Consider the following 24530-nt stretch of genomic DNA (forward strand, 5'->3'; position numbering starts at 1 on the left):
CCTCAACGTTTTCATAACGCCATAGGTATTTACTTTCCAATTTTATACTTTTGGAAACAGCATGCCGGAATAACATTTCCCATGCCTGAAACTTATCTTCTATTTACAGAATATTTAAAAAGACCCTGATATGTCAGTTCTTACTAAAAAATTTACAACAAAATACGATACTGCTCCTTTTTCTCAAATCAAGAATGAGGATTTCCTACCGGCTTTTAAAGAAGCTATTGCGAGCGCAAAACAAGAAGTAGACGGAATAGTCAATAATCCTGAAGCACCAACATTTGAAAATACCATAGAAGCCATGGCTTTTAGTGGCGCTGCTTTGGACAGAATCTCTAGTATTTTCTTCAACCTGCATTCTGCTGAGACAAACGACGAAATACAAAAAATCGCACAGGAAGTTTCTCCATTATTATCCGAATTCGGAAATGACATTCGCCTGAATGCCGATTTGTTTAAAAAGGTAAAAGCGGTTTATGACAACAAAGACAGCCTTTCGCTTACGGCAGAACAGGCAACTTTGCTAGACAAACAATACAAAAGCTTTTCAAGAAACGGAGCTAATTTAGCTGAAGACAAAAAAAATGAACTGCGTGAAATTGACAAAGAGCTTTCGAAACTAAGCCTAGAGTTTGGCGAAAACGTACTGTCAGAAACACACGCTTTCGAACTTCATATCACAGATGAAAAAGATCTTTCCGGATTGCCGGAAGGAACCATTGAAGCTGCAAAAGAACTGGCTCAAAGCCACGAAAAAGAAGGCTGGATTTTTTCACTCGACTATCCGAGTTATGTTCCTTTTATGACCTATGCCGATAACAGGGAACTCCGCAAAAAAATGGCAATTGCTTTTGGCTCAAAAGGTTTTCAGAAAAACGAACATGACAATCAGGAAATAGTACTTCAAATTGCCAGACTCCGATTTGAAAGAGCCAAGCTTTTAGGCTATGCTTCACATGCCCATTTCGTGTTGGAAGAAAGAATGGCTGAAAGTCCTGAAAAAGTCAACTCTTTTCTTAATGACCTATTGGCAAAAGCACGTCCGGCAGCTGAAAAAGAATTCATTCAGTTAACAGCCTTTGCCAAAAAACTAGATGCCATTGATCAGCTTGAAAAATGGGATGGAGCTTATTATTCCGAAAAACTAAAACAGCAACTGTTCAATTTAGATGATGAAAAGCTAAAACCATATTTCAAACTGGAAAACGTATTGGAAGGTGCTTTTACCGTAGCCGGAAAATTATACGGACTGACTTTCATAGAAATAAATGATATTGAAAAATACCATCCGGAAGTAAAAACTTATGAGGTAAAAGACATCGCAGGCAATCTTGTTTCCGTTTTCTATGCTGACTTTTTCCCAAGAAAAGGAAAAAGAAACGGCGCATGGATGACTTCATTCAAATCGCAATATGTTTTGGGAGGTAGCAATGAAAGACCACATGTTTCTATTGTCTGCAACTTTACAAAACCGACAGAAACCAAACCTTCACTGCTTACGTTTAATGAAGTAACCACATTATTCCACGAATTCGGACATGCCTTGCACGGAATGTTGGCAGACACCATATACCCGAGCCTTTCAGGAACCAGCGTATATTGGGATTTTGTCGAGTTGCCAAGCCAGATATTTGAAAACTGGTGTTATGAACCCGAAGCCTTGGCCCTGTTTGCACGCCATTATCAAACGGGAGAAATCATCCCTACGGAATTTATCCAGAAAATAAAAGAAAGTGCCAGCTTCCAGGAAGGCATGGCTACTTTAAGACAGTTAAGCTTTGGCTTACTGGATATGGGATGGCATGGTCAGGATCCAACACCTATCAAAGATGTAAAAGAATTTGAAAACATTCAGTTTGTCTCAACCAAACTTTATCCTGACGTGAAGGAAAATGCCATGAGCACTTCTTTTTCACACATCTTCCAAGGTGGTTATTCCTCCGGATATTATAGCTATAAGTGGGCCGAGGTTTTGGATGCCGATGCTTTCGAATACTTTAAAGAACAAGGGATATTTGATTCTGAAGTTGCTACAAAATTCAAAGAAAACATCCTGTCAAAAGGCGGTACAGAACATCCGATGGTCTTATATAAAAGATTTAGGGGAAGTGAACCAAAGCCCGATGCCTTGCTAAAAAGAGCCGGACTACTTTAACACACAATTATTTGATTTCAAAATACTTGGGATTGCCTGCAAAATAAGGCAATCCCTTTTTTTATTTGTGTTTTTTGGTTTTACTTGTATGGATAACCGTAATTTTTCTTACAGTTTTTCATATATTTGAAATCTCCCTTAAGGATTTGCTTATGAAAAAACTTTACCTGAATTTTATATTTGCATTAATTTTTTCCTTAAACGCAATCAGCTCTTACGGGCAATTGCCGGATTTCACTCTTACCGTTACCGGAACCGATGAAACTTGTAACAGGAATGGAACTTTATCTTTTACGGTATCTGGCACGCATCCAAACGCCAGTATCATCTATACAATTTATAAACTTCCGGTTACGACTCCTTATGCTACAGTTTCTACCAATTCCATATCAGGACTTACCGGAGGGACTTACAGGGTTATCGCTACACAGACTTTAGGAACTGAAAACAATCAGAAACAAAAAGACTTCACAATTCATAGTACAGCTTCTTTTTTAGAATTTAATATGACTTTTACTGATATTGCCTGCAGTCTCAATAGAAACATAGTAGTAAATGTCACCAGCGGGAATCCTATAGGATATGAAATTATTTCAGGCCCTATAATAAAGCCTCGGCAGACTTCCAACATTTTCACTGATCTTGTAGCGGGAAACTACCTGATTAAAGTTTATGATTCCTGTGGCAATGCAGTATCCAGATCCTATACTTTAGTAACTCTCGAAGAAATCCCTAACAATCTTGAAATTTCCGTTGCCACAAAACCTAATACAGAATTGGTTAATTGTAATACGATTGGGGCTTCTTATAGTGTAGATGTACTAGCGGGAGCAACGATAAGCTATCCGCTTACTTTTGTATTTACTATTTTCCCTCCAGGAGGCGGCGCTCCTATTACACAAACCTACATAGCAAATGGCCCTCAAGAGATCTATACCATAGAGCTCCCATTTTACAATGCGCCCTACAACTATAGTCTCGCCGTTACCGATGGTTGTGGCAATGTATTCCAACAAGATGTCACGCCAATGAATCCAAGATTTTTTATATTACTGGAACGGCAAACCTTGAGATGTGGCATACAATCCTTTTCGGTTATAACATCAAACTTTACCTACCCACTAACTATAGAGTTTCTTTCTGCGCCAGCAGGATTCAATCCTTCGGATTATTACCCTTCACACCCTAATTATAATTCTAATCCAACTTACGGGGACACGACCAATATACTTCCTGAAGGTTCCTATGTGGTAAAAGTTACTGATGCCTGCGGAAGAACGGCTACAGAGAGTATAACCATTGACCATGAAACTGATGCTAAATTTGTAGCTACAGGATCCTGTGGTGCATCTGGCGTTATTTTTGGTGAAATTTTAGGCTCTAATATCGTTTCCGCAACCATAAACACAGCTCCTTCTGGCTTTACTTTCCCTACTCCCCATAATGTCAATGCCTACATACAAAGCGACGGAGGTATAATTATAACCAATATTCTTGTTCCTGGACTATACTCTATAACTCTAGTAGACGAATGCGGAAATACTTATACAAAATTTGTCACTGTACCAGTTGGCGGTTCTGGTGCACCAAGAGTGAATTATCTGGGCGGATGTGAACCCGGATTTGGTTCTGTCTATATAGGAGGAGCACCTGATATACAAATACTGAGTGCTGAATTTGTATCTGTGCCTAGTACTTATACCGGACCGATGAATGTTTCTGCTAATATCAGAGGAGCCTTTTTCATGATGAGTTCACTGCCAGTCGGAACCTATCGTATCAAAATAAAAGACTCTTGTAATGCAGAATATACCCTAACCTTACAAATTAAAGAATATATCGGCAACACGACTTTTGAAGTTGTAGAAGCATGTTCTACTTTTAATATCCGATTTAACCATACAAATAATAACGGTTCCGTTGTAAACCTCGGATACTGGCTACAAAAGTTCAATCCGGCAACTGGTCAATGGGGTCATCCTAATACAGGTGTTGTCTATACTGAAAATTCCCTTCCTAACATTACCAATTCAATCGCAGTTACCAATAATAATGTGTGGAACTTGAATTTCCCAATAGGTGGAAAATTTAGGGTCGTAACTGCCTCATCCATATACAACAGCGTAGGCGCCAACAATTTATGCGTATTTACGATAAAAGAATTTGATACAGGAGTACTTCCAGAAATAAAAGGAGCACTCAATTTTTCATGTTCAGGCACCCTATCTGATGTCTTGTTAAATGTAGTTGGTCAAGGAAACTTCACTTTTAGAATAATCGAAAAAAACGGACAGCCATTTATTTTTTCAAACGGCAGCAGTCCATTATTCACAGATTTGGAATCCGCCGTTTATATTTTTGAAATAAAAGATCAATGCCAGAATACGAGTACCTATACTCATGATGTTACGGCTCCATTTGTGTTTTCTATAGCTGCGTCTTTATGTGACGGACAAAACAGTACACTTTCAGTTCCTAATTTTTCTTATCTGCAATACAGATGGTATAAACAAGGAGCCGAAGGCGTTACATTGAGCACAAGTTCTACTTTAAGTTTTACTCCTCTAAATGTCAATACGCAATCTGGTATGTATCGCGTAGCCATTTCTTATCCTGCAGAACCTGATTCTTGTCTGAATCAAACTCTAAATTATGAAATCAACGCAGGAACCCCACCGAATGCAGGAAATGACAACGATGCAAATCTTTGCTCCATTCCTCCTTCAATCAATTTATTTGACTACCTATTAGGCAATGCAGATCAAAACGGGACTTGGGAACAAATCTCATCTGCAGGCACTCTTTCTGCAAATGTTTGGAATACTACCGGCGCTCAGCAAGGGGCAACCTATTATTTCAGATATTTTGTAAGAGGATTTTGCGGCGTAGAAGACGAAGCCATAGTTTCTATCCATTTTTACAATGCTGTAGCACCACCTATCATTAACCCTATTGGCCCTCTTTGTGAAGGTTCGCCAATAAACATCAGTGTCCAAAATCCAAATCTTATATACAATTATACATGGACCGGGCCAAACGGATTTATGGCTACAGGTGTCCGTCCTGTATTTCCAAATGCGACCGTTGGAATGTCCGGAACTTATACCGTTACAACCAATCTGGTCAATTGTCCTTCAGAACCTCTATCATTTGAGCTTGTCGTAACACCACAACCGGAATTCCATTTTGCGCAGCAAGACACCAAAATCTGTTTTGGGCAGGAAAGCATAGTAAAGATAGTTCCTGACAATTTTCAAGAATCAGAAGCTAGTTATATTTGGCATAATGAAAATGGACAAGTAATTGGCGGTAATTCTGCCGAAATTGAAATCAATGAGCCTGGATTGTACAGCGTTTTGGTAAACCTAAACAATTGTTCTTTCTCAAAAAACATACAGATTGATGAAAATACAGACACTTTTTCTGTAGGAGCCCGAGCTAAGTGTGAAAATGACCATTATATACTTACCGCTTATGCAATTGACAACTCTTTTAATGAGTCAAATGCTACTTATGTCTGGACTGGACCAAATGGTTTTAATGCGACAACACAGTCTACAGACATTACCGGCCTTGAATCAGGAGTATATACGGTTGTAGTAACCAATGAAGAAGGATGTACTACCACAACATCAATTCCTGTCGAAAAAAGCTATTGCGTAATCCCTAAAGGAGTTTCGCCAAACGGTGATAATAAAAACGACACCTGGAATTTGGCAGGACTCGACATCTTGAGAGTCAAAATCTTCAACCGTTACGGAACAGAAGTTTACGAAATGAACAATTACGTAAACCAATGGCACGGACAATGCTCTGATGGCAAGCTGCTTCCTACAGCAACCTATTATTATTATATAGCATTTAGAGATGGAAAAGAAAAAACAGGCTGGGTTTATTTAAATCGTGAAGTAAATTAGTCCTGACTTTTATATCAGATTAAGGCCGTTAGCAAAAAACTGATGGCCTTTTTTATTTTACCGATTTTTATTTTCAATTATTTTTGAAAGTTCAAAAATAAATTTATACATTTGGGGTATGGAATTCAAAGACGCAAAAAACAAATTCATCCAAACATGGGGCGCTTTAGGCTCACAATGGGGCATCAATAAAACGATGGCACAGATTCATGCGTTGCTTATGGTTTCTCCTGAACCGCTTTCTATGGAAGACATTATGGAAGAATTATTGATTTCCAGAGGAAATGCCAGCATGAACCTACGTGCCTTGATGGATTGGGGAATTGTATACAAAGAATACAAGTCGGGCGAAAGAAAAGAATTCTTTACAGCCGAAAAAGATTTAGACGAATTGGCCGTTAAAATAGCACAGGAAAGAAGCAAAAGAGAAATTAAACCGGCATTAAGAGTCTTAAAAGATGTTTCTTCCATCAAAGGCAATGAAACTAAAGAGACAAAACATTTTGTTGAACAGACTTCCAAACTATATGATTTCGTATTAAAAGCAGATAATATGATTGATAAAGTAACCGAATTTAAAGACAACTGGATTGGCCGTTTGGTCATGAAAATCATGAAGTAAAAAAATTTAAATAAAAGTTTCAGTTTTTTCTGAAAGTTTAAAAATTATTAGTTATGACTACAAGACAAGTAATCAATTTAATCGGTATTGGCTCACCTTTTCTGATAGCTGCATTTACAGTATTTGATCCCGGAATGTTCATTGTTGCTTTATTATCAACAATGGTTACTGGTTTTATACAAGTTTCTATTGGATTAAACCTTCTTATTGATCATTACAAAAACAGACATCTCCAAGCCTATTTTTTGTTTTGTATTCTATTCTTTTCATTATGGCATATTACAGATTGGGGATGGATTTGGGCTATGCCACCGGCCCTGGCAATTTATATGACAATTATTCTACATTTTATAATCTTAGAAGAAGAGTGATGAAACCAGTAGCAATAAATAAGCTCGCAATACTAATTTGTATTTTATGCTATATGACCTGTTATCTGAGATTTATAGGCCAACTATTTTTATGTTCAGTACAAATTATAACAGCACTATTTATAACATTCGAAATTTTCTCAAAGCACCAACAAAAATTCAAAAGGGATATAAAAGTTTATTGGATGGTAATCATTACAAACGCACTACTCCTTTTCTCATTCTTTCACGATATAATGCAAAATGATTTTTCACAAATACTCTTTGTAACGCTCGTTCCGAATGTTACGGCATTTTATTTTTTCAAATTATTAATCAAAACACTTGATTATGAAAACTCTCGAAAACCAAACCTTACTTTATGATGAAGATTGTCCGCTCTGCCAAACCTACACGACCGGTTTTATAAAAACAGGAATGTTGGACAAAAATGGAAAAAAGCCTTTCGCTAATCTGACAGATGAAGAACACAGCTTTGTCGATTTCAAGAGAGCTTCCAATGAAATTGCTTTAGTCGACAACAAAAACAAAACCGTCCTATATGGAATTGATAGCCTGCTGAAAGTAATTGGAAATTCTTTTCCATGGATAGAAAAAGTCGGAAACGTTCCTCCAGTGAAATACTTCCTGAAGAAGCTTTATTCTTTTATCTCATACAATCGAAAAGTAATTATTCCAAACAAAAAAGCCAATGACACTGTTCTGCAATGCGTTCCGAGTTTTAATTACAAGTATCGGATTATTTATATCATCTTCGCCCTATTGCTTACAGCTTTAACTTTATACAATTATTCAAAACTGATACCCAATCTGCCCATTGGAAATTTCAGTAGAGAATTGATAATAGCCTTCGGACAGATTGTTTTCCAAAGCATGTTTTTACTAAAACTTGGAAGCAGAACACTATTAAATTATACAGGAAACCTGATGACTGTTTCTTTAGCGGGCTCCATACTCTTAACACCAGTCTTACTCCTAAATCAGTTTATAAATATTCCTGAAATCATTATTCTCGCTTGGTTTGCTATTACCGCTTTACTCATGTTTATAGAACATTTCAGAAGAATCAAAATCCTAGAACTTTCAACAGCTCTTTCTTTCACTTGGGTAATTTATAGAGTAATTGTCTTACTAGTTATCTTAAACTTTTAATCCAATTAACTAACCTTTCTAGCCTGCCAGGGTTTTAAACCCTGGCAGGGTTAAACCAAAAAACCATGAAAAAACTAATAATTGCAGCAGGAACAGGATTCTTAGGCCAGGTTCTAGTGAATCATTTTAAAGATAAATTCGAAGAAATTGTTATTCTTACAAGAGGGAAATCAGAAATTAAAAACAATATCAAATATGTAAAATGGAATGCCAAAACATTTTCTGGTTGGGAAAAAGAATTAGAAAATGCGGATGTACTCATCAATCTTGCGGGTAAGTCTGTCGATTGCCGATATACTCCTGAAAACAAAAAAGAAATTCTGGATTCCAGACTTGAAAGCACCCGCATTCTGAATCTTGCCGTTCTGCAATGCCAGAACCCGCCAAAACATTGGTTAAACTCATCTACTTCTACTATTTACAGACATTCTTTAGACAAACAAATGGATGAGGAAAATGGAGAAATTGGAAATGATTTTTCAATGAACGTTGCCAAATCATGGGAAAAAGTCTTTTTTGAAACCAACACTCCACAAACCAGAAAAACGGCACTAAGAACCTCAATTGTATTAGGAAAAAATGGAGGAGCATTCTTACCTCTAAAAAATTTAGCAAAAGTTGGTTTTGGTGGCAAACAGGGAAAAGGAAACCAATTTATCAGTTGGATACATGAAAAAGATTTTGCGAGAGCTGTCGCATTTATTATTGAAAGAGAATTGACAGGAGTCATAAATATTGTTTCTCCGGAACCTGTTCGAAATGCTTCTTTTATGAAAACACTTCGTAAAAGTCTAGGCATTCCAACCGGAATTCCAATTAGCGAAAAGCTTTTGAAATTTGGCGCAAGAATAATCGGCACAGAAACGGAACTCGTATTAAAAAGCAGGAATGTAATTCCAAAACGACTAACAGAAAATGGTTTTACATTTGAATTTGGAGTGTTGCAAGATGCATTGGATAGTTTATAACCCTTACAACCCTGGCAGGGTTTCAAGCCCTGCCAGGGTTAACGCCGTCAAAACAAATAAACCAATCCTAGCCAAAAAACTGGAATACTCTCTACCCAAAAAGAAGTATAGTATTTCGACCTGTTTTCATTGGCAAAAACCATAAAAAGTGAAGTAACCACAACCAATAGGGCATTGACAAAAAGCTGATTGGTATCAATCGTACTTTTCAAGAATTCTAAAAAATAAAGCGGCACTAGCAAAAGTATGCCTACAATTTTAGTCTTCCTCACTCCTATTCTCTGAGGCACAGTACCCAAAGCAGGACTATCTGTCCTTAAATCAATAATTTCAAAAATCAAGATCAAACTGATAACCAGTAAAAAACGCTGGCAAAATTTAAGAATCACATCTGAGAAAACTTCGACGCCTGCATCCATCAACGGTAAGAGCGTAGTAACTCCGGCCCAACATAGCGCCACAATATAAATCTTGACACCACTCCAATTCCTGATATTTTTCTTGCTTGACAGTATCGGAACCGTATACAAAAAAGTCAATCCAAAGAAAACAAAAGCCGTAATTTGGGTAATTAGTTTTAGATGAAAAAAGAAATAGGTTGCCGCTGCAAAAGCAATCAGGCTTAAAACAGCAATGCCTTTGAGTTCAAATCGTAAAGGCTTTTTATTTCTAAAAAAGTCTTCATATTTGATAAAATTATACCCGAAAATTGTTCCAAAAAAAGCAAAACCTGCCATTGGCAAATCAAAAGGATTTTGGAACATATGGTTGGTCATTAAAACCAGCGACAAAACAGCTACAGCAACGTGTATGCTGCCGTTGATATAAAAATCAAATAGTCGTCTGATAACCTGCATCCTGCAAAAATAGCGAAACTGTTAACAACACCGAGTTTTCGTTGAAAATTTCCTAAAAAAACCATGTTAAAAAAGGATTTATTTCTGAGATTAATAAGTATTTTTGTGCCACAAAAAACAACCCACGACAATATTATATGAAAACAGATGCTTTTGCTTTAAGACACATCGGTCCGAGAGAAAACGATTTGCAGCATATGCTGAAAACTATTGGTGTTGAATCAATTGACCAATTGATCTATGAAACGCTTCCTGATGACATCCGTCTAAAAGCGCCGCTGAACTTAGAACCAGCCATGACTGAATATGAATATTTAGATCATATTCAAAAACTAGGAAATAAAAACAAAGTATTCAAGTCATACATTGGTTTGGGTTATCATCCTGCAATTGTTCCTGCAGTTATCCAAAGAAATATTTTTGAAAATCCGGGATGGTATACGGCATATACGCCTTACCAGGCTGAAATTGCACAAGGCCGTTTAGAGGCTCTTTTGAATTTCCAGACAACGGTTATCGAACTAACAGGAATGGAAATTGCAAATGCTTCTCTTCTTGACGAAGGAACTGCCGCTGCAGAGGCTATGGCATTGCTTTTTGACGTAAGAACCCGCGACCAGAAAAAGAACAACGCAAACAAATTCTTCGTTTCTGAAGAAATTTTACCGCAAACATTATCGGTTTTACAAACTCGTTCTACTCCAATCGGTGTAGAATTAGTAATAGGAAACCATGAAGAATTCACATTTGGAACTGATTTCTTTGGAGCAATTCTTCAATATCCGGGCAAATACGGTCAGGTTTATGATTATGCTGCATTCATTGCACAAGCAAAATCAAATGAAATAAAAGTAGCCGTTGCTGCTGATATCATGAGTTTGGTAAAACTAACTTCTCCTGGAGAAATGGGAGCAGATGTAGTAGTAGGTACAACACAACGTTTCGGAATCCCGATGGGTTATGGCGGACCTCACGCTGCTTTTTTTGCAACCAAAGAAGAATACAAAAGAAGTATGCCGGGAAGAATTATTGGTGTAACTATTGACACCAATGGCAATCGTGCACTTCGTATGGCACTTCAAACTCGTGAACAGCATATCAAACGTGAAAAAGCGACTTCTAACATCTGTACAGCTCAAGTTCTTTTGGCGGTTATGGCTGGAATGTATGCTGTATATCACGGTCCAAAAGGCTTAGATTATATTGCCGGAAAAATACATGCTTCTGCTGTAACTGTAGCTGATGCATTAGGCAAATTAGGAATCCAGCAAACAAACGCTTCTTTCTTCGATACTATTGTTGTAAAAGCAGATGCTCAAAAAGTAAAAACGATTGCTGAGAAAAACGAATTCAACTTCTATTATGTAGACAAGGATACGGTTTCAATTTCGTTTAACGAAACAACCAGCTTGACCGACATCAATACTATGATTTCTATTTTTGCTGAAGCTGCAGGGAAAGAAACCATAAAAGTAACTGAATTGGCTGCTCAGGTTCAATATCAGGGAAGCTTGAACAGAACAAGTACTTTCCTAACACATGAAGTATTCAACAAGCACCATTCAGAAACAGCTTTAATGCGTTACATCAAAATGCTGGAAAGAAAAGACTTGGCCCTAAATCACTCAATGATTTCTTTGGGTTCATGTACGATGAAATTGAATGCTGCTGCTGAAATGTTGCCTTTAAGCATGGCAAACTGGAATAACATACACCCTTTTGCCCCTATTGAACAAGCTGAAGGTTACCAAACGATGTTGAAAAAACTAGAACAGCAGCTAAATGTTGTTACTGGTTTTGCAGGAACAACTTTACAGCCAAACTCAGGTGCACAAGGAGAATATGCCGGTTTGATGGTTATTCGCGCTTACCACCAGTCAAGAGGCGAATCACATAGAAACATTGCCTTGATCCCGGCTTCTGCTCACGGAACAAATCCGGCAACAGCAACTATGGCAGGAATGCAGGTTGTAGTTACAAAAACATCTGAAAACGGAAATATTGATGTTGAAGATTTAAGAGCTAAAGCTATCCAATACAAAGATAACCTTGCGTGTTTGATGGTAACTTATCCATCGACTCACGGAGTTTATGAAGCTTCTATTATTGAAGTAACAAAAATCATTCATGAAAACGGCGGACAAGTTTATATGGACGGCGCTAACATGAATGCTCAGGTAGGACTAACAAATCCAGCTACAATTGGAGCTGATGTTTGTCACTTGAACTTGCATAAAACTTTCGCTATTCCTCACGGAGGCGGAGGACCTGGTGTTGGACCAATCTGTGTTGCACCACATTTAGTAGAATTCTTGCCTACAAACCCTGTAATCGCTACAGGCGGAGAGCATGCAATTACAGCAATTTCTGCGGCTCCATGGGGTTCTGCTTTGGTTTGCTTGATTTCATACGGTTACATCACTATGCTTGGTGCTGAAGGCTTGACAAGCTCAACACAGCACGCTATCTTGAATGCTAACTATATCAAAGAAAGATTGAACGGCCATTATGCGACTTTATATTCTGGAGAAATGGGACGCGCGGCTCACGAAATGATTATCGAATGTCGTCCGTTTAAAGAAAAAGGAATTGAAGTTACGGATATCGCCAAGCGTTTGATGGATTATGGTTTCCATGCACCTACAGTTTCTTTCCCGGTAGCAGGAACTTTGATGATCGAGCCTACAGAAAGTGAAAACCTGGAAGAATTAGACCGTTTCTGTGATGCGATGATTTCCATCCGAAAAGAAATCGAAAAAGCTTCTGCTGATGACAAAAACAATGTCTTGAAAAATTCTCCTCATACATTGGCTATGCTTACAGCTGATACTTGGGATTTCCCATACACGAGAGAAGAAGCTGCTTTCCCATTGGAATATATTGCTGAAAATAAATTCTGGCCATCTGTTCGCAGAGTTGACGACGCATATGGTGACAGAAACTTAGTTTGTTCCTGTGCTCCAATTGAAGCCTACATGGAAAGCTAACAGACATCTTATACAACAAAAAAGCCGATAGTTGACTATCGGCTTTTTTTATTTTGGATACTTATTAGTATTTGTAAGCAACACCTTTTTTAATAGCTTGCGTACCACCCATAGCATTTGAGCTATCTCCTACAGTAGTCTTATCAGAAGTAAGCAGGATAAAAGGACATCCTAATTTAGCGGCTTCCATTTTTAGCTTTTTCTCCGCTTTTTTATCGCCTGTATTCCCAGTCTGGAAATTGATAAGGGCAGTCTTACCTCTTACCTCTCCTCCTTTTTTCAATCCGGCGATATACGATTTTTCCTCAAGGATAACTACTTTTTCCCAATCATTCTCTGAGTTAACATCAATCTTTTCGGAAACTTCTTCAACCCTTCCGCTTTTGCCGTAAACTATTTTTTCAATAGCATATTTTCCTATTGAGTTTTCAGCATCTTCGCCATCATATTTGAATACTATTACATATTCGTCCAAACGCACAACTTTTCCATTAACGGTTTCTCCATTGTGTTTAAAAATTTTGTCTGATTGCGCAAAAATTAATGATGAAGTCATTAATAATAGTAACAATAAAATACTTTTTTTCATTTTTTTTGATATTGATTGTTGATTTTGGAACAAATATAAGGTTTTTGCTTACAAAAAAAACTCCTGCTATTTTTTCTTAATCAATTATTAAGCTAATTTTAAAACTCACTAAGAAAGCCATGAAAGACCTTGAAAATCGTGAAGATTTAACCCTACTGATGGACAATTTTTATCAAAAATTGCTTCAAAATAAAGCCATCAACTATCTGTTTACCGAAGTTGCCAAAATAGATATGGAGCATCATTTACCTATTATTGTTGATTTCTGGAATCTCAGTCTGTTTGGCAGGGGCAATTACAAAAACAACGTGCTGAAACTCCATTTGGATCTTAATGAGAAATCAAAATTGACTGCAGAGCATTTCAAAATCTGGCTTGATACATTTTATCTGACTGTAGATGAAAACTTTTCAGGAGAAAATTCAGAAAAAATCAAAACCAAGGCACTTTCCATTGCAACCGTAATACAAGTTAAACTGCATAAATCTGCTTAAAATAAAATCATATTCTTAATTATCAAGACCCAAAAATGACTATTTCATAATTGTATGCATGCATAATACTTTTTTACCATGAAGAGCGTTAATTTTTAATACATTAGCAAAAAACAATAATCTTTCGGTAATGAACATAAAAATTATAGGTTCTGGCAGCTACATCCCAGAAATCAAAGTCGCCAATCACGATTTTGATAATCATATTTTTCTGGACGATAATAGTGAGCCTTTATCGCATCCAACAGAACTCATTATTGAAAAATTTAAAGACATCACGGGAATAGAAGAACGTCGTTATGCAGAAAAAAATCTGCTGGCTTCAGACATTGGCTTTCTAGCCTCACAAAGAGCTATAGCAGATGCAAACATTGATGCAGAAACGATTGACTATATTATAGTAGCCCATAACTTTGGTGATGTACAATATGGAAAAATCCAATCCGATATTCTGCCAAGCCTTGCTTCGAGAATCAAACATAAACTTCAGATAAAGAACCCAAAATGTGTAGCCTATGATATTCTTTTCGGATGTCCGGGCTGGATTGAAGGCATACTTCAGGCTAATGCCTTTATCAAATCAGGAATGGGAAAACGCTGCTTGGTAATTGGCGCTGAAACACTTTCAAGAGTTTTAGACCCTCACGACCGCGATTCCATGATTTATGCTGACGGTGCTGGAGCTACTATCGTTGAAGGCACAGAAGAAAATGAAGGTCTGTTATCCTACGAAAGTGCCACATTTGCATACGAAGAAGCAAATTATCTGTTTTTTGGAAAGTCCTATAATAAGGAACTGGATCCGGATGTACGTTATATTAAAATGTTTGGACGAAAAATTTATGAATTTGCCTTAAGTCAGGTTCCAATGGCGATGAAAAGTTGTCTTGAAAAAAGCGGGATAGACATTTCGGAAGTCAAAAAAGTCCTGATCCACCAAGCCAATGAAAAAATGGATGAGGCAATCATTAACCGATTTTATAAACTCTTCAAGGCAGTTCCGCCAAAAGATGTTATGCCAATGAGCATCCACAAATTAGGAAACAGCAGCGTGGCTACCGTTCCAACATTATATGATTTGTTGATTAAAGGAAAAATCGAAAATCAGGAACTTCATAAAGGAGATGTTATTATCTTTGCATCCGTTGGTGCGGGCATGAATGTTAATGCATTTACGTATCGACTATAACAAAAGTTCGGTTTCTGGCTTCATTGCTCGAAGCCTTAAACTTGATACCAGATGTACGAAAAAACTTTTCCACAAAAAAGATTCAAGCACACGCTTGATTTTTTAAACAAGCATATCAATTCATCAGAAACAATCCTGGATTTAGGAGTTGAAAATCCGTTCTCTAAAATCATGAAAGAAAACGGGTTCCAGGTCATAAACACTACCGGAGAGGATCTTGACAATAATCAGACAGCACTAAAGTCACAGCAATATACTGTTACAACGGCATTTGAAATTTTTGAGCATTTGCTGAACCCGTATACCGTACTGCAAAATATAAAGTCCGATAAATTATTTATTTCAATCCCGCTACGTCTTTGGTTTTCTCCTGCTTACCGAAGCAAAACCGATATGTGGGATCGCCATTATCATGAATTTGAAGACTGGCAGTTGGATTGGCTATTGGAAAAAACCGGATGGAAAATACTGGATCGCCAAAAATGGGCAAATCCGGTAAAAAAGTTTGGTATCAGGCCTTTATTGCGAAGATTCACTAACCGATACTATATAGTTTACGCAGAGAAAGTAAAATAATTCCTGATATTATGAACTATTATATCGTCATTCCGGCTCATAACGAAGAAGCATTTATTACGCTGACATTGCAGTCATTGGTTGAACAAACCCTTCCTCCTGCAAAAGTGGTTGTGGTAGACGACAATTCAACCGATAGTACCTCAACAATTGTCAGGGAATTTGCAGCTCAATATCCGTTTATAGATCTTGTACAAAAAACATCCGAAGCCATTCATCTTCCCGGAAGCAAAGTCATTCAGGCTTTTCATAAAGGATATGAAACTCTGGATGCTGATTATGACATTATTGTAAAACTGGATGCCGATCTAATTCTACCGGAAAACTATTTTGAAACGATTCTCAATATTTTCAAATCGGATCCTAAAATAGGAATGGCGGGCGGTTTTGCCTATATCGAAAAAAATGGCGATTGGATTCTTGAAAACCTGACCGACAAAGATCATATCCGGGGCGCTTTCAAAGCCTATCGCAAAGAATGTTTTCTTCAAATCGGTACACTTAAACCTGCCATGGGTTGGGATACCGTCGACGAATTGTTATGTAAATTTTATGGATGGAAAGTCGTAACAGACAAATCTTTAAAAGTAAAACACCTAAAGCCAACCGGTGCTAATTACAATAAAACGGCACGCTATAAACAAGGCGAAGCTTTCTATACTTTGGGTTATGGCTTTTTTATTACGTCCATAGCATCTGCTAAACTGGCTATGCTAAAAAAGAAACCCTTTTTGTTTTTTGATTATATCAAAGGCTTTCTAAAAGCCAAATCTGAGAAGAAGCCTCTACTGGTAACCAAAGAGCAGGCCAAATTCATCAGAGACTACCGCTTGAAAAAAATGAAAGAAAAATTACTGTGATTTGCTGCAACTATTTATTAGTTAAAAAACTCGCAAAGCAAAACCAGCTACTCTTGACAAATTTCGTATTTTAGCCATTATTTAGAAACTCATAATGATAATTCGATACTTAACCCAGATAGGACGCTATTTTATTATGTTGAAGGAAATCTTCAACAAACCTACAAAATGGTCCTATATGAAACAGCTCATTCTGAAGGAAATTGACGATTTGATTATCGGATCTTTAGGAATTGTTTCTTTTATTTCATTCTTTATTGGAGGTGTTGTTGCAATCCAGACTGCATTGAACCTGACAAACCCTTTGATTCCGAAAACCCTGATCGCTTTTGCCACCAGGCAATCCGTTATCCTGGAGTTTGCTCCTACATTTATTTCCATAATCATGGCTGGAAAAGTTGGATCGTTTATTACTTCCAGCATCGGAACAATGAGAGTAACAGAGCAAATCGACGCTCTGGAAGTAATGGGAGTTAATTCACTCAACTATCTTGTATTTCCAAAAATCGTTGCCTTGATGCTTTATCCTTTTGTTATTGCCTTGAGTATGTTTTTGGGAATTTTAGGCGGTTATATGGCCTCCGTATATGGAAACCTGACCTCAAGTGATGAGTTTATCACAGGTCTGCAGACAGAATTTATCCCATTCCATATTGTGTATGCCTTTATAAAAACAATTGTTTATGCTATTATTTTGGCAACTATCCCTTCGTTTCATGGTTATTATATGAAAGGTGGAGCTTTGGAAGTTGGTAAAGCCAGTACCGTTTCCTTCGTATGGACGAGTGTCGTGGTGATTCTCATGAACTATATTCTAACACAATTACTTTTAAGCTCATGATCGAAGTAAAAGATATAAAAAAGTCATTTGGCGATTCACAGATATTAAAAGGAATTTCAACCACTTTTGAGGCTGGAAAAACCAATCTTATTATTGGGCGAAGCGGCTCAGGAAAGACTGTGTTGCTTAAAACATTGCTTGGAATCCACACTCCTGACGAAGGCACAATTTCTTTCAATGGGAGAGTTTATTCCGAACTGTCTAAAGATGAAAAAAGAGAGCTGAGAACTGAAATCGGAATGGTATTTCAAGGAAGTGCCCTATTCGATTCCATGACGGTTGAGGAAAATGTTGGTTTCCCTCTAAAGATGTTTACCAACAAGAAGAAAAATGAAATACGTGACCGTGTAAACGAGGTACTTGAAAGAGTAAATCTTGTCGATGCCAACAATAAATATCCTTCAGAAATTTCAGGGGGAATGCAGAAGCGTGTTGCAATTGCAAGAGCTATCGTAAACAACCCTAAATATCTTTTTTGTGATGAACCTAACTCTGGATTGGATCCGGAAACTTCAATATTGATTGATGTACTGATTCAGGAAATCACGAAAGAATACAATATGACAACTGTCATCAACACACACGATATGAACTCCGTTTTACAGATTGGAGAAAAAATCGTGTTCCTGAAAAACGGAATAAAAGAATGGGAAGGAACTAATGAAGAAATTTTAGAAACAAAAAACAAGTCAATTGTTGAGTTCGTGTATTCATCTGACCTATTCAAAAAAGTACGTGAAAGTCTTCTTGCAGACGCAGAAGATGAAGAGAAAGAAAATAAAGCTTAGTCTTGAAATATAAAATACAGACCAGGATAATTCCTTGGTCTGTATTTAGTCTGTACAAAACGGCTACACAATCTTCTATTACTGATAATGATTGGCAATAATATCTTTATAAGCCTCCGGGTTGTGCAACCAGGGAATATGGCCTGAATTTAAAACCGTAAATACCTTTGCGGTAGGATAACGATCAATCACAAAGTTTTTACTAGTTTTATAGATATCCTGGTCTCCATATAGAATGGTTATTCTAAAATCCGGATCCGACAATCCTGTTAACAGCGGATATTTTACAATTTCAGGTCTTGTTTTATTGACGGGAACTGCTTTCAACAAATCAAAATCTTCGCTGATATCAGAACTGCCTGTTGGTATAAATCCATCATTGTAGTTTTTCATTACCTGTTTGAAAAGACGTTGATAGGCCTTATCACTTCCCAACATTCCAAAGAAGCTATTCATGCCCATTTTTGTCCATTGCCAGCCGGTAGTTTTCGATTTATTCAGCTGCATTACTTCTTTTTCGGTTTGCTTCCACTGAATATTGGTTCCGGAACCGGGACTGCATAAAAAAAGGCTCAGCAAATTATCAGCATATTTTTCAGCATAAATTTGAGCATAAAGTCCACCCCAAGAATGTCCCCATAAATGGAACTTATCAATCTGATAAAATTTCCGAATTGCTTCCACATCGCTCAAATACGCTTCCATTGAATAATCTTTGCTTGCACAAGGCGATTTTTTTGTTCCTCTTTGATGAAACGCAATGACTTGAAAACTGTCTTTTAAAGAATTGACAACCTCTGTCAGGTCACTTGGAAAACCTGGCCCGCCATGCAATAAGATGATGGTTTCTTTATCAGGATTCGGATAAATTATAGTGTATAATTTATCTCTATTATTGTTGACTATAGAAGTATTCATGTTCGTATTTTTTTGCAGTAATTGAACGTTTGTATGTTTGGTTTCTGCTGGCATTTCTTTCTTTTTTATGTCGATAACTCCACCAAGCTTAATCTGAATAAAAAATGAATTTGTATTATCCTTGAATACTGATGCGTTTTTATCAATTCCATTTTTCCACGGATTCCCACCATTCATTGTTATAGTAGAGCCTACCCTTGCCCCATAAAACACCCCTGTGGAATTGATGTATGAAAAATCAAGAGCAGGAACAAATCCAAAATTATTTTTATCAAAATACTCTGATTTGTTATTTTTCATATCATCTCTGATTACCTTATTAGCGAAGTTGGCAAGTCCTATACTCGGTGCCAATTTTAATTTATTATGATGGAGTAGATTATACCCCATAGAAAAAGTAGAATTCATTCCTGAAAGGGAGAGCTTATACTCCAAGTTTTTCTGTGAACCATTAAAGAATTGGAATGTTGTTCCTAAAAAAAAGTTACCCGTATAAAAATGACTTCCCGCTCCTAAACCAAAAGAATTTATATTGGCACTAACATTCGTATTAAATCCGGAATCAAAAGTGTTCGTTTGCAAACCTCCTACCGCAAATAATTCTAATTGTTTTTTACTCTGACTATAGACATTAGTTGTCAGCATAATCAATAATGCTGTTTTATACCATTTCATCTTTTGTGTTTTTTATAGATTAATGGTACAAATATGAGTCCGGCAAAATAGTAAACCGTTATCATTTGATAAAAGTGTATTATTCTCTGGTCAACTCATTTCTCAACCTGCTAAATGAGACTTTTGTAATACCTACATAAGAAGCAATAATAGTATGGGGAACCAGGTTTTCAAGATTAGGAAATTGTTTCCGCAAAGCAAGAAGTCGCTCTTTGGCATTATAGGAACGAAAGACAACTTCATTGAAAAAATTATTAGCGAGTTCAGTCTCTATGATTCGTTGTCCGAATGCTTGAAACTCATCGTTGCTATACCGTAGGTAATCCAATTCTTTAACTGGGATTTCTGCAATGACAGCTTCGGTCAAAGTCTGTAAACTGAAAATATTTTTTCCTTTATGGGTTCTCGCAAAATGAGGTGTGATTACGGAATCTGACATATAGAATCCTGTCGTAACAATATCTCCTTTATCCGAAATATTGTAGCGGTGCGCTACTCCTGAAAGCAGTAAATATTCTGATTGATTTTTCTTGCCTTCGATAAAAATAATTTTATTTTTCGGCAATTCAGTGATTTGTGCCCGCTGTATAAACAACTCCTTTGAGAATGAAGAAACAATCTGAAATTTATCTAATGTTGTATGTATTGGTTCTTTTTTCTCCAACAGGCTTATATCTTAATAGGTTAAAAGTACAGTTTTACCAATCAACAAGAATTAGGCTTTAGCTAAAAATACAAAAATTAATTGAAAATATAAAGCTGAAGCCAACTCCCCTGCTGCCCCATTTGTCTGAAGCTTATATTCTTCTCCAATTCAAGAGTTCACTCAAACAAATTATTCTTTTACAGATATAAAAGTTTCTACTTCTGCATTATTTCCGTCATAGTATTTCTTTCCGTGAACGGTAAAATCGGCCTTGTAAGCACGCTTTAAATTAAGTTCTTTATTTGCCCATATTTCCAGCCAGGTGTTAATGACTGCTTCAGGCATTTTACCTTTTGAAACAAACTTCTTGTAAGACATAGTTTCGATAGTCAGACCTACAAATCCATCTGGAATATTTTCTAAAGAGCTAACTGGCAAACCTATGATTGTAGTATAAGCACCGGTAAAATCGGTTTCATAATCCGTATAAACAGCATAAATTTCATCACTGACTTTGTTCGGAATTTGTTTTTGAATTTCTTCATTCCAAAATTTACCCCACAGTGCTTCGATATCTTTGCCGGCTTGTCCGTTTTGATTAGTTGTTCTAGTCGAAATTCCGATTACGTGAAATCGTTGGATTGTTTGATCGTCCATAGTTTTAGGAGTTTTTGTTTGAATTTGAGCAGTTGCGGATACGAACATCAATGATAAAAACAGTAAACTATAAAATCTTTTCATTGCTCTATTATTTTGATTACAGAACAAATGTAAAATGTAGCAGTGACAACCCTATGTCAGGAGCATACAATATTATTTGTAAATAATCATAATAGCTTCTCAATTCGGTATGATTAGATAACATTGCGCAACTTCCTAATCCATATTACTCCTTTTCTGCAAGCTCCTTTAATTTCTCATTCATTCGATTAAAGCCATCTTCCGTTTTCTTCGGATTGAACATCCATACAAACAGACCTTTAAACTTTTCGCTCTGGATGAATGTTACAGTTCCGTCTTTATTGTCTCTAAGCTCGAATTTATGTTCTCCGTCAAACAGCCCTCTAACTAGCAACTTGCCGCGCCAGCTGAATTCCTTTTCGTCTATTTTAGTAATTACGATGGGTCTGAAAGTCATTTTCTTCCCACCAGGTGGATGAATACTAACCTTGATTTTATTACCTATAGCAGCATTGCCTTCTATGGTATTTATAAAAGGATTCCAATTCGGGTAGTTTTCAAAATCGCTAAGGATTGACCAAATTTTTTCGGGTGTTGCCTGAATAACGATTTCTGTTTTGATTTCTTTTGCCATAACTGTTATACTCATCAAAAGGGTTGCTGATACTAAAAATAGATTTTTCATTGGTGTGGCGTTTAATTGAACATCACAAAGGTCTGTTTTGTATAACGATATCGGCTTGACAAAAATCAAGAATTTAAGAAAATTGCTTTTTCCTTATCCGGCTAAAAGTTTCAGGTGTCATTCCAAGCATTGAGGCAATGTACTGTAGAGGAACCTGATTGAATAATTCTTTATTGTTTTCGAAGAAAAAGTAATAGCGTTCTTCTGCGGTCATAGAAAGATGACTAAAAATTCTGTCTTCGAGTGTTGTAAAGCAATGCACGATAAACAGTTTCTCCAACTCAGGCCATTTCGGAAGAACCGTTTTTATCTTATCATATTTGCTTTTCCTTATAGTATAAATTTCTACATCGGTTAATGCCTGAATGGTCCAACGGGCCGGCTGCTCAAAAATAAAACTGGATAAATCGGTAACGAAGTACCCTTTTGTAGAAATCCATTGCGTAATTTCTTTGGTTTCAGTTTCAAGAAAAATTCTCAAAAAACCGGATTGGATAAAACTTAATCGGTCACATTTTTTGCCCGTTTCCAAAAAAAGATCTCCTTTCTTTAATAACTCAGGCTCAAATAAAGATGTCATGGCTTTTAATTCTTCTGTGTCAACAATTCCGAAGTGTTGTTTCAGGCTGATTTCAAATTCTGTCATTCTGTTTCTTTTTTGGGAATATACTGAATTTCGCCATAAAGTCTTTATCAATTGAATATCTGCAGACCTTTCTTTCGAGGCGAAACGAAAAATTGGATAAAAAAAGAGGCTGTTCTATTCAGACAGCCTCTTTTTTATTTATTCATAATTTCTCTAATTCTTTTTATTTCCTGTTCTTTTCCCTTAGGATAAATCAACAGCACATCTTCTTTATCAACAATAATATAATCGTTTAATCCATCAATAACGATTAATTTTTTGGCATCGGTACGGATAATATTATTAGAAGCATTTTCCAGAAAAACGGAAGCATTTACGACTGCATTCAGCTGATTATCTTTTGGAAGTTTTTCATACAATGAACCCCAGGTTCCCAAATCATTCCAATCAAAAGTTGCCGGAAGTACAAATACGTTTGATGCCTTTTCCATGACAGCATAATCAATCGAAATGTTTTCTGATTCGGCATAATTCTCTTCAATAAAAACTTTTTCAAGGCTTGAATTATAAGTGTCGTAGCCAAGCATAAACAGATTATACATCTGTGGCTGGAATGTTTCAAAAGCCTGTATAATTGATTTTGCACTCCAGATAAATATTCCAGCATTCCAAACAAAATTACCGCTCTTTAAAAACTCTTTTGCTGTTTCATAATCCGGTTTTTCACGAAACTGGCTTACTTTTTTTATATTATTCTCATCCGATTTGTCATATTCGATGTAGCCAAAACCCGTATTTGGAAAAGTAGGCTGAATCCCCAAAGTCATCAAGGCATTATCTTTTTCACAGAAGTCAAAAGCGGTTTGCAAATTACTTATGAATGCGGTTTCGTCTTCAATCCAATGATCGCTTGGAGCCACAACCATAACAGCATCAGGATTTATTTTTTTTATCTTTAGTGAAGCATATAAGATACAAGGCGCCGTATTTCTCATAGCCGGCTCCAACAAAACCTGTTCCTGGCTTACCTGTGGAAGCTGATTTAAAACCAAGTCATTGTATCTTTCATTGGTCAGAATAAAAATATTTTCTTCCGGTATCAATTTGGACAGTCTCCCGAATGTTTTTTGAATCAGGGTTTCACCTGTTCCCAACATATCATGGAACTGTTTTGGAAATTCGCTGGTACTAACCGGCCAAAATCGTGAGCCGACACCTCCAGCCATTAATATGGCATAATAGTTTTTATTCATCTTGGATTAAGAGTTTATACAATCTCTATGTAAATATTCTTATTTCTAAATTTAAATCAAAATCGTTTAATCAACATTTAACACCAGTTGGCAAAAGCTCAACTTCAGCATTGGGACTAAACAGATAGGTTCTTCCCGTGCTTACTTCCTGACATTCAAACCTTTTGATTCTCTGAGCTCCTTTTTTAAATATTTTTCCGTTATGAATTCTGAAAAGACTTCCGTAAGGTATCTCAAAAATATAACTTTTGTCATTTTCTTTGTCAAATTGCTTTAAAGCCAAAGACAAAGTTGCGTCAGTATCGCTACTTGCCGCAGGATTTCTGAAATGTCTCGCCATTAGCGGCAAGATATGACTCGGAAAAATTTCAGGCCGGATAAAAGGCACCATTAACTGCTGGAAGGTATATTTCCATTCGTTACCGTGAGGCTTAATATTCCTGCCAAATTTTTGAAAGGCTACAAGATGTGCAATTTCATGAATCAGCGTCATCAAAAACTTGTACTTATTCAGACTGGAATTTACAGTAATTTCATGTTTCCCGCCCGGACCTTTTCTATAATCACCATGACGTGTTACGCGTTCATTGACAATTTTAAGATGGACTTCATTGGCCTTAATCAACTCGAAACAAGGTTCCACAGCATGCTCAGGCAGATATTTTGACAGGACTTCACTCATTATTACAAATTTATTTATTTTTGGTAGAAAAGCTA

At 36.7% G+C, this 24530-nt stretch carries 22 protein-coding genes; 13 read left to right on the forward strand and 9 right to left on the reverse strand.

Annotated features, from left to right (window positions below; genetic code table 11):
• The first annotated feature begins 130 nt into the window (after nucleotides 1-130).
• From FJA49_RS08580 to FJA49_RS08605, 6 genes are all read left to right on the forward strand, one after another.
• Nucleotides 131-2158 (forward strand): M3 family metallopeptidase, encoded by a 2028-nt coding sequence (locus FJA49_RS08580; RefSeq protein WP_140000559.1) that lies wholly within the window; start codon nucleotides 131-133, stop codon nucleotides 2156-2158.
• 152 nt (nucleotides 2159-2310) lie between these two features.
• Nucleotides 2311-6075, forward strand: coding sequence for a gliding motility-associated C-terminal domain-containing protein (locus tag FJA49_RS08585; RefSeq protein WP_140000560.1), 3765 nt, complete (start codon nucleotides 2311-2313; stop codon nucleotides 6073-6075).
• 118 nt (nucleotides 6076-6193) lie between these two features.
• Nucleotides 6194-6697: a GbsR/MarR family transcriptional regulator gene (locus FJA49_RS08590; protein ID WP_140000561.1), complete on the forward strand. Its 504-nt coding sequence runs from the start codon at nucleotides 6194-6196 to the stop codon at nucleotides 6695-6697.
• A gap of 53 nt (nucleotides 6698-6750) precedes the next feature.
• The gene (locus tag FJA49_RS08595; protein WP_140000562.1) at nucleotides 6751-7068 is read left to right on the forward strand and encodes a hypothetical protein; all 318 of its coding nucleotides are present in this window, start codon (nucleotides 6751-6753) and stop codon (nucleotides 7066-7068) included.
• A 330-nt stretch (nucleotides 7069-7398) separates the two neighbouring features.
• Entirely contained in the window at nucleotides 7399-8220 is an 822-nt protein-coding gene (locus tag FJA49_RS08600) for a DCC1-like thiol-disulfide oxidoreductase family protein (RefSeq protein WP_140000563.1), read from the forward strand.
• A gap of 65 nt (nucleotides 8221-8285) precedes the next feature.
• The gene (locus FJA49_RS08605; RefSeq protein ID WP_140000564.1) at nucleotides 8286-9188 is read left to right on the forward strand and encodes a TIGR01777 family oxidoreductase; all 903 of its coding nucleotides are present in this window, start codon (nucleotides 8286-8288) and stop codon (nucleotides 9186-9188) included.
• 47 nt (nucleotides 9189-9235) lie between these two features.
• On the opposite strand, the gene FJA49_RS08610 is transcribed toward FJA49_RS08605, so the two are convergent.
• Nucleotides 9236-10045 carry a UbiA prenyltransferase family protein gene (locus FJA49_RS08610; RefSeq protein WP_140000565.1) on the reverse strand — a complete coding sequence of 270 codons (810 nt, stop codon included), beginning with the start codon at nucleotides 10043-10045 and terminating at the stop codon, nucleotides 9236-9238.
• 137 nt (nucleotides 10046-10182) lie between these two features.
• On the opposite strand from FJA49_RS08610, the gene gcvP reads away from it, so the two are divergent.
• A complete protein-coding gene (gcvP, locus tag FJA49_RS08615; RefSeq protein ID WP_140000566.1) occupies nucleotides 10183-13032 on the forward strand; it encodes an aminomethyl-transferring glycine dehydrogenase in 2850 nt (949 codons plus the stop codon).
• 64 nt (nucleotides 13033-13096) lie between these two features.
• Here the strand turns inward: gcvP and FJA49_RS08620 are convergent, their stop codons facing one another.
• Nucleotides 13097-13621 (reverse strand): hypothetical protein, encoded by a 525-nt coding sequence (locus tag FJA49_RS08620; RefSeq protein ID WP_140000567.1) that lies wholly within the window; start codon nucleotides 13619-13621, stop codon nucleotides 13097-13099.
• Nucleotides 13622-13740: 119 nt separating this feature from the next.
• Here FJA49_RS08620 and FJA49_RS08625 point away from each other — a divergent pair, with 119 nt between their 5' ends.
• The 6 genes from FJA49_RS08625 (at nucleotide 13741) to FJA49_RS08650 (ending at nucleotide 18369) form a co-directional block, all read left to right on the forward strand.
• Nucleotides 13741-14115 carry a group III truncated hemoglobin gene (locus tag FJA49_RS08625; RefSeq protein WP_140000568.1) on the forward strand — a complete coding sequence of 125 codons (375 nt, stop codon included), beginning with the start codon at nucleotides 13741-13743 and terminating at the stop codon, nucleotides 14113-14115.
• A gap of 130 nt (nucleotides 14116-14245) precedes the next feature.
• Nucleotides 14246-15304: a 3-oxoacyl-ACP synthase III family protein gene (locus FJA49_RS08630; protein WP_140000569.1), complete on the forward strand. Its 1059-nt coding sequence runs from the start codon at nucleotides 14246-14248 to the stop codon at nucleotides 15302-15304.
• Nucleotides 15305-15355: 51 nt separating this feature from the next.
• Complete coding sequence (locus tag FJA49_RS08635) at nucleotides 15356-15880, forward strand: methyltransferase domain-containing protein (RefSeq protein ID WP_140000570.1); 525 nt, start codon at nucleotides 15356-15358, stop codon at nucleotides 15878-15880.
• An 11-nt stretch (nucleotides 15881-15891) separates the two neighbouring features.
• Entirely contained in the window at nucleotides 15892-16740 is an 849-nt protein-coding gene (locus FJA49_RS08640) for a glycosyltransferase (RefSeq protein ID WP_140000571.1), read from the forward strand.
• A 91-nt stretch (nucleotides 16741-16831) separates the two neighbouring features.
• Entirely contained in the window at nucleotides 16832-17581 is a 750-nt protein-coding gene (locus FJA49_RS08645) for an MlaE family ABC transporter permease (RefSeq protein WP_140000572.1), read from the forward strand.
• Nucleotides 17578-18369 (forward strand): ABC transporter ATP-binding protein, encoded by a 792-nt coding sequence (locus FJA49_RS08650; RefSeq protein WP_140000573.1) that lies wholly within the window; start codon nucleotides 17578-17580, stop codon nucleotides 18367-18369. The genes FJA49_RS08645 and FJA49_RS08650 overlap by 4 nt, the downstream gene beginning before the upstream one ends.
• Nucleotides 18370-18447: 78 nt before the next feature.
• Here FJA49_RS08650 and FJA49_RS18490 read toward each other — a convergent pair whose 3' ends face one another.
• From FJA49_RS18490 to FJA49_RS08685, 7 genes are all read right to left on the reverse strand, one after another.
• Entirely contained in the window at nucleotides 18448-19962 is a 1515-nt protein-coding gene (locus FJA49_RS18490) for an alpha/beta fold hydrolase (protein ID WP_199758371.1), read from the reverse strand.
• A gap of 79 nt (nucleotides 19963-20041) precedes the next feature.
• The gene (locus FJA49_RS08660; protein ID WP_140000574.1) at nucleotides 20042-20626 is read right to left on the reverse strand and encodes a Crp/Fnr family transcriptional regulator; all 585 of its coding nucleotides are present in this window, start codon (nucleotides 20624-20626) and stop codon (nucleotides 20042-20044) included.
• Nucleotides 20627-20797: 171 nt separating this feature from the next.
• Nucleotides 20798-21265 (reverse strand): GyrI-like domain-containing protein, encoded by a 468-nt coding sequence (locus tag FJA49_RS08665; RefSeq protein ID WP_199758372.1) that lies wholly within the window; start codon nucleotides 21263-21265, stop codon nucleotides 20798-20800.
• 229 nt (nucleotides 21266-21494) lie between these two features.
• Nucleotides 21495-21974, reverse strand: a complete 480-nt coding sequence (locus tag FJA49_RS08670; RefSeq protein WP_199758373.1) for an SRPBCC domain-containing protein — start codon at nucleotides 21972-21974, stop codon at nucleotides 21495-21497.
• Nucleotides 21975-22047: 73 nt separating this feature from the next.
• Complete coding sequence (locus FJA49_RS08675) at nucleotides 22048-22620, reverse strand: Crp/Fnr family transcriptional regulator (RefSeq protein WP_199758374.1); 573 nt, start codon at nucleotides 22618-22620, stop codon at nucleotides 22048-22050.
• A gap of 134 nt (nucleotides 22621-22754) precedes the next feature.
• On the reverse strand, nucleotides 22755-23813 hold the full coding sequence (locus FJA49_RS08680) for a mannose-1-phosphate guanylyltransferase (RefSeq protein ID WP_140000576.1): 1059 nt from the start codon (nucleotides 23811-23813) through the stop codon (nucleotides 22755-22757).
• A gap of 70 nt (nucleotides 23814-23883) precedes the next feature.
• A complete protein-coding gene (locus FJA49_RS08685) occupies nucleotides 23884-24495 on the reverse strand; it encodes a SprT-like domain-containing protein (RefSeq protein ID WP_140000577.1) in 612 nt (203 codons plus the stop codon).
• Nucleotides 24496-24530: the final 35 nt, after the last annotated feature.

Origin of the sequence: Flavobacterium microcysteis, from assembly GCF_006385255.1 — a bacterium.
Lineage (GTDB): Bacteria > Bacteroidota > Bacteroidia > Flavobacteriales > Flavobacteriaceae > Flavobacterium > Flavobacterium microcysteis.